The 12,769-nt window shown below is 59.4% G+C and carries 18 protein-coding genes and 2 pseudogenes; 14 read left to right on the top strand and 6 right to left on the bottom strand.

The annotated features are described in order from the left end of the window. Positions 1-79: 79 nt before the first annotated feature. From NKK47_RS31410 to NKK47_RS31400, 3 genes are all read left to right on the top strand, one after another. Positions 80-508: a putative toxin-antitoxin system toxin component, PIN family gene (locus tag NKK47_RS31410; protein WP_352579527.1), complete on the top strand. Its 429-nt coding sequence runs from the start codon at positions 80-82 to the stop codon at positions 506-508. Then, positions 505-756 (top strand): toxin-antitoxin system HicB family antitoxin, encoded by a 252-nt coding sequence (locus tag NKK47_RS31405; RefSeq protein WP_352579526.1) that lies wholly within the window; start codon positions 505-507, stop codon positions 754-756. Before NKK47_RS31410 ends, NKK47_RS31405 begins: the two co-directional genes overlap by 4 nt. A gap of 278 nt (positions 757-1,034) precedes the next feature. Then, positions 1,035-1,445: a topoisomerase DNA-binding C4 zinc finger domain-containing protein gene (locus NKK47_RS31400; protein WP_502905090.1), complete on the top strand. Its 411-nt coding sequence runs from the start codon at positions 1,035-1,037 to the stop codon at positions 1,443-1,445. A 25-nt stretch (positions 1,446-1,470) separates the two neighbouring features. Here the strand turns inward: NKK47_RS31400 and NKK47_RS31395 are convergent, their stop codons facing one another. After that, positions 1,471-1,743, bottom strand: coding sequence for a hypothetical protein (locus NKK47_RS31395; protein WP_352579525.1), 273 nt, complete (start codon positions 1,741-1,743; stop codon positions 1,471-1,473). A gap of 130 nt (positions 1,744-1,873) precedes the next feature. Here NKK47_RS31395 and NKK47_RS31390 point away from each other — a divergent pair, with 130 nt between their 5' ends. The 5 genes and pseudogenes from NKK47_RS31390 (at position 1,874) to NKK47_RS31370 (ending at position 5,070) form a co-directional block, all read left to right on the top strand. Further along, positions 1,874-2,056, top strand: coding sequence for a hypothetical protein (locus NKK47_RS31390; RefSeq protein WP_352579524.1), 183 nt, complete (start codon positions 1,874-1,876; stop codon positions 2,054-2,056). Positions 2,057-2,951: 895 nt separating this feature from the next. Next, positions 2,952-4,139 (top strand): annotated as a pseudogene (locus tag NKK47_RS31385) (IS3 family transposase). A gap of 16 nt (positions 4,140-4,155) precedes the next feature. Continuing rightward, a pseudogene (locus tag NKK47_RS31380) lies at positions 4,156-4,461 on the top strand (IS66 family transposase); the annotation flags it as partial. 108 nt (positions 4,462-4,569) lie between these two features. Continuing rightward, positions 4,570-4,794: a hypothetical protein gene (locus tag NKK47_RS31375; protein ID WP_352579523.1), complete on the top strand. Its 225-nt coding sequence runs from the start codon at positions 4,570-4,572 to the stop codon at positions 4,792-4,794. Between the two features lie 15 nt (positions 4,795-4,809). Then, positions 4,810-5,070, top strand: coding sequence for a hypothetical protein (locus NKK47_RS31370; protein WP_352579522.1), 261 nt, complete (start codon positions 4,810-4,812; stop codon positions 5,068-5,070). Here the strand turns inward: NKK47_RS31370 and NKK47_RS31365 are convergent, their stop codons facing one another. Next, complete coding sequence (locus NKK47_RS31365; RefSeq protein WP_352579521.1) at positions 5,071-5,325, bottom strand: hypothetical protein; 255 nt, start codon at positions 5,323-5,325, stop codon at positions 5,071-5,073. Between the two features lie 944 nt (positions 5,326-6,269). Continuing rightward, positions 6,270-6,986, bottom strand: a complete 717-nt coding sequence (locus NKK47_RS31360; RefSeq protein ID WP_352579520.1) for a pentapeptide repeat-containing protein — start codon at positions 6,984-6,986, stop codon at positions 6,270-6,272. 985 nt (positions 6,987-7,971) lie between these two features. On the opposite strand from NKK47_RS31360, the gene NKK47_RS31355 reads away from it, so the two are divergent. Further along, positions 7,972-8,223, top strand: a complete 252-nt coding sequence (locus NKK47_RS31355) for a DUF982 domain-containing protein (RefSeq protein ID WP_023722956.1) — start codon at positions 7,972-7,974, stop codon at positions 8,221-8,223. Positions 8,224-8,355: 132 nt separating this feature from the next. On the opposite strand, the gene NKK47_RS31350 is transcribed toward NKK47_RS31355, so the two are convergent. Next, on the bottom strand, positions 8,356-8,502 hold the full coding sequence (locus NKK47_RS31350) for a hypothetical protein (RefSeq protein ID WP_352579519.1): 147 nt from the start codon (positions 8,500-8,502) through the stop codon (positions 8,356-8,358). A 116-nt stretch (positions 8,503-8,618) separates the two neighbouring features. Here NKK47_RS31350 and NKK47_RS31345 point away from each other — a divergent pair, with 116 nt between their 5' ends. Together NKK47_RS31345 and NKK47_RS31340 are read left to right on the top strand one after the other, a co-directional pair. Then, a complete protein-coding gene (locus NKK47_RS31345; protein ID WP_352579518.1) occupies positions 8,619-8,819 on the top strand; it encodes a hypothetical protein in 201 nt (66 codons plus the stop codon). 205 nt (positions 8,820-9,024) lie between these two features. Beyond that, entirely contained in the window at positions 9,025-9,270 is a 246-nt protein-coding gene (locus NKK47_RS31340) for a DUF982 domain-containing protein (RefSeq protein ID WP_352469334.1), read from the top strand. 671 nt (positions 9,271-9,941) lie between these two features. Here the strand turns inward: NKK47_RS31340 and NKK47_RS31335 are convergent. Then, positions 9,942-10,154 (bottom strand): hypothetical protein, encoded by a 213-nt coding sequence (locus NKK47_RS31335; RefSeq protein WP_352579517.1) that lies wholly within the window; start codon positions 10,152-10,154, stop codon positions 9,942-9,944. Positions 10,155-10,958: 804 nt separating this feature from the next. Beyond that, on the bottom strand, positions 10,959-11,420 hold the full coding sequence (locus NKK47_RS31330) for a hypothetical protein (protein WP_352469333.1): 462 nt from the start codon (positions 11,418-11,420) through the stop codon (positions 10,959-10,961). A gap of 67 nt (positions 11,421-11,487) precedes the next feature. Here NKK47_RS31330 and NKK47_RS31325 point away from each other — a divergent pair, with 67 nt between their 5' ends. From NKK47_RS31325 to NKK47_RS31315, 3 genes are all read left to right on the top strand, one after another. Further along, on the top strand, positions 11,488-11,664 hold the full coding sequence (locus NKK47_RS31325) for a hypothetical protein (RefSeq protein ID WP_023680685.1): 177 nt from the start codon (positions 11,488-11,490) through the stop codon (positions 11,662-11,664). Between the two features lie 401 nt (positions 11,665-12,065). After that, positions 12,066-12,290, top strand: coding sequence for a hypothetical protein (locus tag NKK47_RS31320; RefSeq protein WP_023680684.1), 225 nt, complete (start codon positions 12,066-12,068; stop codon positions 12,288-12,290). Positions 12,291-12,372: 82 nt separating this feature from the next. Next, positions 12,373-12,768 carry a hypothetical protein gene (locus NKK47_RS31315; RefSeq protein ID WP_352579516.1) on the top strand — a complete coding sequence of 132 codons (396 nt, stop codon included), beginning with the start codon at positions 12,373-12,375 and terminating at the stop codon, positions 12,766-12,768. The last annotated feature ends 1 nt before the right edge of the window (position 12,769 follow it).

Here is a 12,769-nt window from a genome sequence, read left to right as displayed (position 1 = left end):
TTTGGAATTCCGAAGCCGGGCCAAATTAACAAAAGCTCCGTCCTCTTGCAATATCGCACGCGATATCCAATATGCCTGCATGAGACTGCTTCTCGATACGGCGACCATGGTGGCTGCGATCCGAAGTGACGCTGGTGCCTCGCGCCAACTGTTGGTGGCGGCTTTGGAGCGCCGGCTGACGCTCATCGCTTCGGTGACGTTGATGATCGAGTACGAGGCGGTCATGACGAGGCCCGAGCACCTTGAGGCTTCTGGCCTGTCGGCTGAGGATGTGAACGCGTTGCTAGATGCCGTGGCGGCCGTCGCCGAGCCGGTTCGCCTTCTCTTCCTCTGGCGACCCGCCGTTCGCGACCCGAACGACGACATGGTGCTGGAAGCTGCGGTAAACGGACGGGCGGATGCTATAGTGACGTTCAACCTGCGCGACTTCGGCAAGGTGGCCGAGCGCTTCAGTATAATGGTCCTGTCGCCGGGTGAGGCGCTGAGACGATTGGAGAGAAAGACATGAGGAGAAGCAATTTCGCACTGCGGCTTCAGCTCTCGCTTCTCGATGAGGCGCGCAAGGTGGCGGAGAGCGAGGGCGTGCCGCTCAACCAGTTCATTAATGTGGCAGTCGCTGAGAAGCTTTCGGCGCTGCGCACGGAAAGCTACTTTCAGGAACGCGCTGCCCGTGCCGACATCCCTAAGGCGCTGGACATCCTGAAGCGGGCCGGCAAAGGGAAGGCACCGATCAGGGGCGACGAACTGCCGGAGTAAAGCACCCCGAGGGGTGGAGCCGTCTCGCTCGTGCCGGAGGCTTGCCTGCGTCCAAAGCGGCCGCCGAGCCGAAAACTGCCGGTCAAGGCTGGCGCGGCACACGCCACCGCGAAGCGGCTGCGGCCTTGACGGGCTGGCTTCGGTCCGGCTTCCTCTCGACAAGCAGGCAGTTCCCTCGCCGGACATGATCTCCCCTATCGGGAACTGCCTGGACGAGCCTTCCGGGACGCTGCTTCCGCTTCGGAATTCGGGCGAATCTGAGAACCGGGGACGAGCCTATGGTGCCCAGCGTGCAGTCAGTCTCCCGACAAATTGCCTGGCTGCAGTGTCCACAATGCGCTGCGCCAATGAAGCTTCGCACGGCCAAGCAGGGGAGATTTGCCGGCCGGCAGTTCTGGGGATGCAGCAGGTTTCCGTCCTGCAGCGAGATTTTGAATATCAAGCCTGCCTTTGCGACATGGATGCGGCCCGCTACGGCGCCGGGATTTAGCTCGACCCCAGCTAGCCCACAAGCTTCTGGCCTCGCGCCCGAAGAATTGGAGCGGTTACGGGAAAAGACCCGGCGAGCAACTGAGGAGTCAGCCGCCTACATAGCCGCCGAGCTCGCGAAAGCGAAGCTGAGGCGTGACCGGTTCGGCAGCTCAAAGCCCGTCGGCAAGTCCCGGTCATACAGAAGGCGCTATCGATGAGGCACTCGGCAGGGCAAAGTATCGGTCACAGCTCATCTTTCCAAATCACGCGTCGCTCCCACCTGATTTCGACAAGGCGACGGAAACGGATGGTCTCCAATTCCTTACCGACAGGGTGGAACAGTTCCGCCCGCATCGATTCCTTGCGGCCGCATTTTTCGCATCGGACTTTGGCGGGCACCTGATCAATGGTGACGTTGCCGATCACTTCCCGCAGTTCCAGCGGCCTGTAGAAGCGCTTGACGTTGCAGTGGCCGCAGCTGATGCGAGCCACTTGTCCCGCATTGTGGGCATGCATCAGCGTCCATGGGGCGCCTCTCGGCCACTTTTCTGGTTGTTCCGGCATGAGAACAGAAAGGAACCGTTTCCTTGATCGTCAAGACCGGCTATGGAATCTTTCAACCAAATCTGAGCAAAGAAACTGGCCAATGAGCGACGAGCTGATCCGCCTTCCCGGTGCAATGGAGCCTGTCACGCGCCCCGGCATTCAGCACCATAGGTGCGAGCATCCCGGCTGCGGCAAGAATGCAGGATGGGGTTTCGCCAAACCTAGGAAACCATCGCATTGGTTCTGCTTTGAACACGGTGCTGATCGCGAAGCATTTCTCTAAGGAGCGGATGATCAGAGCGCCGAAACGACCCGACCGCCCTAGCGCAAGGAAGGCGCGTCAACACTCTACGCCACGATTGCTGGCCGCCCGTCGTCACGGCGCATATGCGACGTTCCGTTGGCCGCCGATCGCGTTCCTATCCACGACAATCGCGTGGTGGTACATTCGGTTGATTTGGCGAATGTTTTTTGTCGTCAACTCACCGGGAAACCGGGGAGGTGGTCATGAGGATTATTACCATTCTAGCATGCGTCGCCCTCCTTGCAGGTTGCACAACGGCGGGCCCCCCAGGGCCCCAAGGGCCGGTCGGTCCACAAGGTCTTCCCGGCAAGCAGGGACCTAAAGGTGCAATGGGGGCTGAGGGTCCGGCGGGGAAGGACGCCGTCGGCGGTTGGGAAATCACCCAGTATGCAAGCGCGAGTGATACAAGCCCAGACAAATCCGCACAGGCTTGGTGTCCCAAGCCAAAAGTCGTCATAGGTGGCGGTGCCAGCGCATCAAATTCAAATGCTCTAATTTCTAGGAGCTTGCCGGTTACTTCCCCAGCTCCAGGGTGGGTAGCACAAGCGCATGTAGCCGCTACGTCCCCAACAGCTTGGACGCTGACAGCATACGCCATTTGCGCGCTTGTCAAATAGTCGGCGCTGGCCGGGCCGGTGAACTTTGCGTTGTCGCGCCTTCGAGACACAAACGGCGTTCTAGTCTTCATCCCAAAAATCCTGCAGCGAGGCGTGTCGTAAGTCTTCCTCGCCCCTGAGGTGCTTCACGCGGGCTTTGATCCCCGGCTTGACCCATTGCGTCGCTGGCCGCTTCATGCCCTTGGGCGGTGGTGACCTGCCACGGGTAATTTCCTTCATCTGAGATTAGAGTCCGGCCTCGATTGAAGGACGGACTGATGAAGAGAAAGCGGTTTACGGAAGAGCAGATCATCGCGGTTCTGCGTGAGCACGAAGCGGGGGCAAAGGCGGGCGACCTGGCGCGCAAGCATGGGATCTCCGAGGCGACGCTGTATAACTGGAAGGCGAAGTATGGCGGGATGGACGTCTCCGATGCCAAACGGCTGAAAGCCTTGGAAGACGAGAACGCGAAGCTGAAGAAGCTGCTCGCCGACCAGATGCTGGAAGCGTCGGCCCTGCGCGAGCTTCTTTCAAAAAAATGGTAGGGCCCGCCGCCAAGCGCGAAGCCGTCGCGCATCTGCAGGCCGCCATGGGCGTGTCGGAGCGTCGGGCCTGTTCCTTCGTCGGTGCTGATCGCAAGATGGTCCGCTATCGGTCCCGGCGTCCGCCGGAGACGGAGCTGCGCACAAGGTTACGCGACCTCGCCAACGAGCGCCGCCGCTTCGGCTATCGACGCCTGTTCATTCTGCTCAGGCGCGAAGGCGAGGCATCGGGCATCAACCGCATCTACCGGCTATACCGCGAAGAAGGACTGGCCGTGCGCAAGCGACGCTCCAGGCGCCGAGCGGTAGGAACGCGGGCACCGATCCTGGTTCAGGCGAAGCCGAACGCGCGCTGGTCGCTGGATTTCGTCCATGACCAGTTCGGCTGCGGCCGGCGCTTCCGCGTCCTCAACATCGTCGACGACGTGATGCGCGAATGTTTGGCTGCGATCCCGGACACCTCGATCTCCGGCCGCCGGCTGGCGCGTGAACTGACGGAACTGATCGCCCGGCGCGGCAAGCCGGGCATGATCGTCTCTGACCACGTGACCGAGTTCACCTCGAACGCGATCCTCGCCTGGTCGAAGGATCATCAGGTGGAATGGCACTTCATCGCGCCGGGCAAGCCGATGCAGAACGGGCTTCTGCGAAAGCTTCAACGGGCGGATGCGCGACGAGTTGCTGAACGAAACCCTGTTCCTCGGCCTCGACCATGCCCGAACAACCATCGCCGAATGGGCAGACGACTACAACCGATCGCGCCCACATTCGGCGCTCGGATACATCACGCCTGCGGCCTATGCCGCCAATCTCACCGCAACGGACGATCGGCTGCGCAACCCCGACCAGCTCCGCCGATCACCCGTTGCTCAACCCGCGCCATACGGCGTAAAACCCGCCGAGGCTCTAACTGCAGCCGGATGAAAATTCAGTGGCAGGTCACCTGAACCAATGGGGATATCTGACTCGTTACACCGAGGACGGCAGCATGCCGATCGACAACAATCTTCTCGAGCGTGACATCAGAATCTTTGCCACTGGCCGGAAAAGTTGGCTGTTCAGCGATACCGTCGACGGAGCCAGGGCCAGCGCCGTCATCTACAGCCTGATGTTGACCTGCCGCGCCTGTGGCGTCGAGCCGTTAGCCTGGCTGCGCCACGTCCTCACTGAACTACCTCAGCGCCCCGAGAACGCAGCCATCGAGGATCTGCTGCCCTTCAACTTCGCCAAAGCAGCAGCAGCCTGATCAGACCAGATACCGTTCCCGATTCGAAGGCCATCCCTCGAAAGCGCCCGCGTCAACGTGCAGGGAAAATAGCGCTTACCGATTCTCAGTCACCGAAGGAGATCACGCATGCGAGCCTATGACAGTGACATGTCCGCCTCTTGGGCAATGCTGCCTGAGAGCATTGAGCAGTTGCTCGAAATCGCTTCTCGCGAAAATGATCCGACCCCTGAGGCGCTCGAGGCGTACCGTGCTGCGCGCGCCGACAACGGCGAGCGGCTGTCAATTCGTGGCAACGTCGGGATCCTCGACATCAGAGGTCCGCTCTTCAAGGGCGCAGAGCGGCTTGGATAGGCTCTTGAGGTGAAAATGGCGAAATGGTTCGAGCCGACCGGCGACAGCTATTTCTCGCATATCAACCGCCAGAGCATCGAGGCCGTCATTCGGGAGGCGAAGGGTGATCAGGCCGCGCTTGCCGTCAAGGCGGCGGGCAAGAAGTTCGACGACCATTTGCATCGAGTTGGCTCATCTGGGGATCACGACCTGCACGGCCCCCACTCCGGTAACAACAGGCTGCAAAATTGGAACAGTCGTTTGGCCCTCTCCATAGCCCTTCAGATGCGTCTTTGATCATTGCCTGAGGAACGCGCCCGTGTAGGTCTGGCCAGCAAGCCTAACGGTTCCGGCGAGGGCTCCGTCGGACAGCATAACAAAACTGACCTCCGCGCCATTCGGTAGCGGCTCAAGCTTCAACGTAGTCCCCACAATTCTTCCAGCGCCGGCGGCCTCCCCCGGATAGTTGTCGCCCAGATTTCCCCACGCATAGGTGACCGTCACCTTCCCATCGGAAGAAATCGTCTGAACAGCAAGTTTGGCGTCATACATCCCATCCAGTCGTCCGGCCCATAGACCCGAAAAAGCAGCGTACTTTGTTGGAACGCCCTTGCCAGGGGGAGTGACCGCCACGGATTGATGCATGATTGCGGAGCCGGAAGGAACCAAGGCAGGTTGGGGAGGAGTGGCACCAGGTTCTAACGCAGGTTCGAGAGTGGCCGGTTGCGACGTTTCAGGAGCCGATTGGCACGCGGCTAGGGCAAGTGCCGCGAAGCCAAGCATTGCGTTGCACATTCGGTGTGCCATCTTCTGGTGCCCCGGCCATCTTTGAATCTAGCGCAGGCCGACCTTATCGCGCGTTTTCACAAGCTGTGTCTACGCAAGGTAAGTCATAAGACAGCGGGTCGTCGAAGAACCCGCAGCGGTCGTGAGTGAATGCCTCCATTCGTCGCCCAAGTAGCGGCCTGGAGCGCCATTCGCCCGGCATCCGCTGATTAGGAGTTGAGCGGGAGGATCAGCAGTTGACCTTCCAGATCACATAGTGAGGCCGTTGCGACTGTATTCCTGAACCTTCGACAAACGAGTACACGCCGGTCGAACGGACTCACCAAGCTGCTGAATGAACGCTCTAGATGCATTCGACAGGCGTTTGACCGACGAAAGCTTAAGCCCCCCAAGATGCCGCGGCCTATTTCAAGTGCTGCGAGGCGAGTATGATCGACGCGTTGGTGCCAGGCTTCTGAATGATAATCACGACGATGGTAGTCATTCTCGACGATACAAGAGTTGCTGCCACTTATTAGGACAGGAGCTACCGGTTCGATTGAACCGGTAGCGGTGAACGGAAGGGGCACAAACACCCTTCGGCCGCGATTTCGCCATAGCAATACCGCAGAAACGTGCCACCTTGGCGGAGGATCTGCGCCCTCCGAAGGCAGAAGTTACAGGTTCAAATCCTGTCGGGTGCAGCATTGCCGCAGTTCGCTTGCCGACAACTATTCCTGCTGGAATTGACAGGGCCAATCTTCAGGCCTCGTCAAGCCAGAAGGCAACTCGGTCCGGGCGTCTCCGCAAGCCATGTTGAGCTGCCACTGGGACAGACCCACCGAATTGGAAAGGTCGACGCCCTCGATACGGGTCAGAAAGAAAAAGGCGCGGTCAAAGTCTATCGGCGCGGTGAACGTCGCTCCCCGGAAGTCCGCCCGTGCGAGATTGGCAAACGAGAAGCGGCTGCCGCTGATATCGGCGTCATGGAACTGCGCACGCCCCAATTCTGCCTTTGTGAAATCAACATTGGTCAGATTGGCGTCCTGGAAATTCGAGCGCTGTATTTCCGCGCTCGCAAACACAGCGCCCTGCGCGTCCATACGGCTGAAGTCGGTCCTGTAGGCCTCGATTCTGTCGAACCGGGCGCCTTTGGCGGTCGAGTCGGCCAGGGAAGCACGCACAAGCGTTGCCTTCTCAAGATTTGCGGCAACGAGATTGCTGTTCCTGAGGTCGGTCGAAGTGAAATCAACACCGAACAGGTTCGCTCCGCTCAGGTCCTGTCCTTCTAGGATGAGAAGCTTCTTGTCACACTCGTGCCAATTGACGCCAGGCGTCGCGGCTGCGTTGCAATTTTGAGCGGCAGTGGCGTTCTGCCAAGCAAACACAGTGCAAACCGCTAGAACCAAGCCGGATGCGCCGTAAGCTCTGGTTCGTCTCAAAGTCATTGTTGCTGGACCTCTGCCACTCGCCGACACTCAACCTTACCACATCTGCTGACACACGAGCCACGGTGACCACCGCCGTCACAGTTAGCGCATTTCTCATATTCAAGCTTTGATGTTGATCAACCGATCAACCCGCGCGTGGGGCGCGATTTGCGAGCGCCTCCCCATATCATCGCCGGTCCAGCAGAGATTCATTTGTCACCGGCCAGGCGCTTCATTCCGCAGGTATGCTTGACTAAGCCGAGGAGAGCGGTCGTTCAGGATGGCGCGGTCGCGTGCCAAGATTGGCCTCCGCTCTGGACGTTTGTCTCGCTAATGAGGAGCCTGCTCGGGTGCTGATCGCCACCGCCGGCGTCCGCTGCCGACAAGCGTGAATCCACTTGGTTCCGCACCGATCGGTACTTGCCGACGGCGAGGTTGACCCGGCACGGGGTGCTCGTCGCGTATCCTGATTCCGCTGTCGCATGAACCCCACGACTTCGCTTAGCGAGGCCGAAGTTGATCTCTGCCATCTACCAGGTCGAAACATCAACCCCGCATATTTGTGTCGTAAGCTGACGTGCCGCGAATACCCGTTTTCGGTAGGCGGGCTTTATGGCGGGCGCCCAACCTATTCTTGTATTTTTATTGATGTAAACAATGACTTATGGCGGTGAGGGAGGATTCGAACTCCGCGCTTGGAAGAGCGTCCTTCTCGTCTTCACCGTGCAGGCCGGTTACTCTGGGCGGCAGAGTGCCCTTCCGCGCTTCGTTTCCGATATCAGCGCCGGCAACTGACCAAGGCATAGCGGGCTCGTAACGATAAGGACGATTCTCGCTATTTGAGGACCGCAACGGGTTGGCGAGTCTAGTCTGAGCGATCAAGCCCGCGCTCTGGACGAGGTCCCATCCTCACAGAATGTTCGCCCACCGGGCCAAACGTGACGCAACGGAACGGATGGTTCACCCGTAAGGTCTTGGGGAGATTGCGAAAGGAGACCAGCATATGACCTGCGAACGAGACGTCGGCACGTTCGAAGAGCCCGTGACCGTTTTGCTGTCCTCCGGCAAAGTCAGTGTTTCGAGCACCCGCGAAGCCGCCGAAATGCTGCTTTACCGCTGGCCCATTGGAGAAACCGGGCGCCGCATCCAGGCTCGCATGGCGTGCATGAAGGTGCTCGGCGGCGGCAGCGCACCGGAGGTAGCGCGCGTGGCATTTCTCAACGCCGCCAAGGAAGCGAAAATCCTGACTGCTTGACATCTCGTCAACGCGTGCCCCACCACTGTCCATCGTGCATCACTCTTGCAGCGGCCGTTAGAATGGTGCAAATATCGTGCGTCGATCGCTCGGAGGCGCTGGATTCTTGCGCGAGAAGGATGGAGTCGCGGATCAACAGCCGACGTCGACCCGCGCGTTGCTGCCCTCTGTGGCGAATTCCACGTAGAGATCGTCCCCAAGGGCCGCTATCCGAGAGAAGGCCAGACGCGCGCCGTCGGCTCCATCCGCCGGCTGATCGACAATCATGGCGCTGAGCATGCACGGTTGGTCCTGTGTGTCCTGGCTGAGGGCCGCGGCGAACCACGCGCTCACCGAAGAAAGCAGCCTGACGGCCTGACTTGCTGCTGGCCGGTCCGGACCTAGTGGAGCAGGGCATGGCCGCCGTGCTCGAGGTTTTCGACGCGATCCCGCTCGGCGCATACATGGCGATCGTCAATGAGCTGCGCGGCCGCGTTCATCAGAGGCATGCGCTAGCTGGGATCCTTACCGGCGCCTCTGCTGAGGAGGCCCGTAAGGCATTCCTGGCTGCTGCAAAAGAGGAGGGGACATTACTCCCCCCAATGACAAGTAGCTAACTTGAGTTGCGGTAAAGGTTCTCTGACCAACACCGCCTTCGCGAAAGGAGCCCGCCGCCCGTGAGAAAGGCGACGGACCCCCACAGCGGCTGCACATCCAAGAAGGACCGCTGCGAGTTCTAAACCCGCGAGGGCCTACATCGTTCCTTAGCTGCGGCTAAAGCGGGGTTGGTCAGCGGGCTCTTGGCGCTCTAAGTTCCCCCTTATGGGTCCCCTCTGGTTCGCTCCCCCGGTCTACGTGAAGACGAAACGTCCGGGCATTCGCAATGGGGTCAGCCACGTCGAGGGAGCCGCCGAGGAACTCATGGGGTGGGACACAAAGGGCCCGAAGTGGACCAAGGCGGTCCAATCCTGCGTCGATGCGTTCCAGGGCAGCGCCTCCCCCCAAGAGGTGCGTGAAGCCTTTGAGGCGGCTGCCAAGGAGGCCAACGTGTATCTCTCCCCTGAGTAGGAGGTATCATGGCGCCCATCTGGTTCGTCCCTCCGGTGTTCGTGAAGACTGAAACCGGTGTCAGGCATGGCTGCAACAATGCGAAGGAAGCCCTTGAGCAGCTCAAGATGTGGACCCGGCGAGGGCCTCGCTGGCATAAGGCGGTGACCCTCTGCCTCCAAGCTCGAGGCTTTTCCCTTCACCCGCTACGGACCGCGGCCGAGGCGGCGAGAAAAGAGCGGCTTCGGCAACTCAACGAGACAATGCGCTCAGACAACGGGCCGGACGGCTGGATGTCACGATGAAAGGAGAGCCCTCCACCGTGAGGCAGTGGGCGAAAACCTTGCATTTCATCACGTTTGCACCTCCCTCGACTTGAGCCATCACAAATGCTCTGATCCTCCTTCCTTGTGAGGGGGCAACCATGTTTCGACTCGTCGCCGCTGCGGCGATTGCCGGCATTCTGATGCCGACGGCGCCGATCGTCATGCGCCCGGATCCGCAATACCCTGGTCGACAATCCCGGTCGAGGGCTGCTGCAAGACGTGCTCCGCCGGGAAGGCGTGCGGCGATAGCTGCATCTCGAGGGAGAAGAACTGCCACAAGGCGCATTGGTGCGCGTGTGAAGATCACTAACAGCCCTGATACCGGCTGTGGACACGCCATTGTGCGAGCAGTGGGAGCGGACCCTATCAGCGCATGAAGGGACTAGGATACGCATGACGACGCTTCAATCCGCCATGCAAGTGCTTGTCCGCCGCCAGGGTGAACAGAATAAGGAACACCAGCGTGTTCTTGAGGAAATTGTCGTTGAAGGCGGAAAGGAACTGCGTCCAGAAGAGAGGCGCATAGCGCCGTGACGTCATCAGATGGCTAGTCGTATGGCCGTTCGTGGCGATTTCCATTGGGGCGGCTTCCATTGGGCAAGACCGTTGAAGATCGTGGCCGTATCGATCAGCGGTCTTGCGCGGTTTGAGCTTCTTGTAGTGGGAACCCGGTTAGACTTCGTTACTGCGGCTCAAATCGATCAGCGGCTTTTGGGGTGGGGTCTTCTAGCCGGTTCATGAAGCGGCTTGCGCCATGAAACTGATGGCGCCGTCATTATCGAAGCGGCGATGGCGAAATTAGCATGGTGAAATGTTTGCAGGCGCTTGAACCCTTGAGAGCATAGCTGTTGGACGTCATCGATATTGTCTTTTGGTTTCAGGGTGAGGTTGCGCCGGCGTTGGTCTGTCTCCAGGCCGGATACAATCAAGCGGTCTTGCGACGGTCCGGACGAACGCAGCGTCAGCGCTGCTCCGCAGCAGCGCGCTGTAGACGGCGGTCGCCAGCCCGCTTGAGGCGCAGTTGCCGCAACCACTCGCCATCCTCTCCGAGCGGATCGCAGGACAGTTACGCGAATCTGAGCACTGCCAAATCGGCCTAATTTTCCACTGCCGAATGGACGATGAGACGCGTAAGCGAGTTTCCGGACCGGAAGCTATGCGTTGGGTTGCCCAAACGATGCAGAGGCGCTGCTGTGTTGGCGCGACACGCTCGACCGCAGGTGCGGACGGCATAAGAATTTTGGAGAGGCCCGTGGTGACGGGGGATTGCGCCGGTATTGGCGACGCGCGAAGACTGGGTCGATATCTGGGCGAAGGCAGCCCCTGCGACGCAACAACTTCATACCGGAGAATGGAGGCCGCGCTGGGAGGTTGTTGGTTAGGCTACCAACTCAAAGTGATTGTCCGGGAGAGTTCGGCGATGTCGCCATAGATCATCGAACCTGTGACGAGAAAACATTCATCACCGAGGACTTCGAAGGGTGAGCTTGACGCGGTACAAACCGGCAGGTTCTTCGAATTGGCGTACGTGCCGAGCGTCGCGGTTTCGACCTTACGGTCCTTGGCTTCGGCACAGCCGACACTGATCGCGAGGATTGCGATAGCAATGAGAGTCGTCTTGCTCATATTTTGCCCCTGGAGCCAGCTCTTGTCGGGTAAGTCGCGCGATGCATCAAAATAGCACCGGCCCACGATCGGCTTCATCCATCGATTGGAGGAAGCGGGCTCATCCATAATTAGCAATATCTTGAGTAAGGCACCGAGCGCACCAGACTCATGGAACGGCGCGCGGAATTTCCATTCGTGACGAGGTGGCGATCCCGGCCGCCTTCGCAAACGGGTCATTCAGCACTGCGTAAACGTCTCGATTCCGAGCTATAGCTTTCCGCATTCGATCATCGATCATACCAAGGTGAAGAAGGGGCAGCAGATCGAGCTTACCGGAGAGATCACGCGCGTAGACGAGGAAGGCGGCAGGGTGACCGTCGATCTGGGACCACTGGTGACGATCGACATCGACAAGGTCAGGCTGGTCGAGAAGTACAGGACGCCAAAGCGCAAGAAGCCGCTGCGCGACATGGTGGATTAGCTCGCGGACCGCCACTTATCCACGCGACATCGGTACCACTCAAACGAATGGCAATTTTCCGTCTGAATGCGTTTAGGGTCCATGCTCGGAGACCACGCATGGGTATCGCGCGGGAGACAGTGACTCCCCGTTTCAAGGCGTCGAGATGCTACGAGCACCGAAAAGTCAGTTCCTTAGACCTAAAGATCGGGCGATCTGCCAGCGGGTTGTCGACCAGGTAACCGCCGACGCCAAATGGTACAGCACCCCGATAGACGGTCAGATTCTGGCCTCGACCACGCTGAATCTCTTTCAATCAGGGGTCGTAAACGAAACGAATTTGCTGGCACATGTTCGCGCGCGGCGCCACGACTTCACTAAACTGACAGGCTAGTTCTTCACCCTCGCGACATAGGCGCGAAATGTGGTTCTTCGTAGTCCGCCGGCCTATTGTTAAGCAGATTGAGCGCCCGCTTTATGTCCCGATGCAGATGGTCGATCGCTTCCCAATGCTCGCCAAATGGCTTGAGCGACAACTGCGCGTCGCGGAGTTCTACCGTCAGAAGCCACGCCTATCGTTCAATTTTGGCGAGGTGATATTCGGAAACGGCTTCGTGTCGGCGAGGGTGCGGCATCCCGCAAAATAGGAATATATTCCGCATGCCGTCAAGGCAAATAGACTTCGTCCTGCCCTCAGCGCCTGCTAGCCGCGGGCATTTTGGGGGAAGCATGAATCAAGTTATGTGCGTTTGTAGCCATCAGCGTTTTGTCGGGCTGCGCTACTCGCCCAGCCGACATCAAGCCCACGCTGGTTTCGTCCGCGTATACGCGGGCAAGTCCTGCAGCCAGTTGGAAGCCGAACTTTACCGAACGAGTTCCGACCTCGCGCCGATAATGGCCATACAAGACAGAACCGCCCGCCATGATGTGGACGGCGTGTTTTGGCTTGGCTTGCCGGTTGGCAGCATGATGGACAACACAGACATCAAGGTACGTGAAGCCAAGATCGGCGAGCTGAAGGGCAACATGGACGCGATCAACCGTCACCGAAGACGAACAAGGTCCGCAGGTTCAAGGAGTTCCTGGATGGGGCCGCCAGCTGGAGCCGCGTCGAGCGCATCATAGC

The sequence above is a fragment of the Mesorhizobium sp. M0019 genome, from assembly GCF_040323975.1.
In the GTDB taxonomy this organism is placed as follows: Bacteria; Pseudomonadota; Alphaproteobacteria; order Rhizobiales; family Rhizobiaceae; genus Mesorhizobium.
The sequence above is the reverse complement of the archived record's forward strand: the minus strand, read 5'-3'. Positions and strand labels throughout refer to the sequence as shown.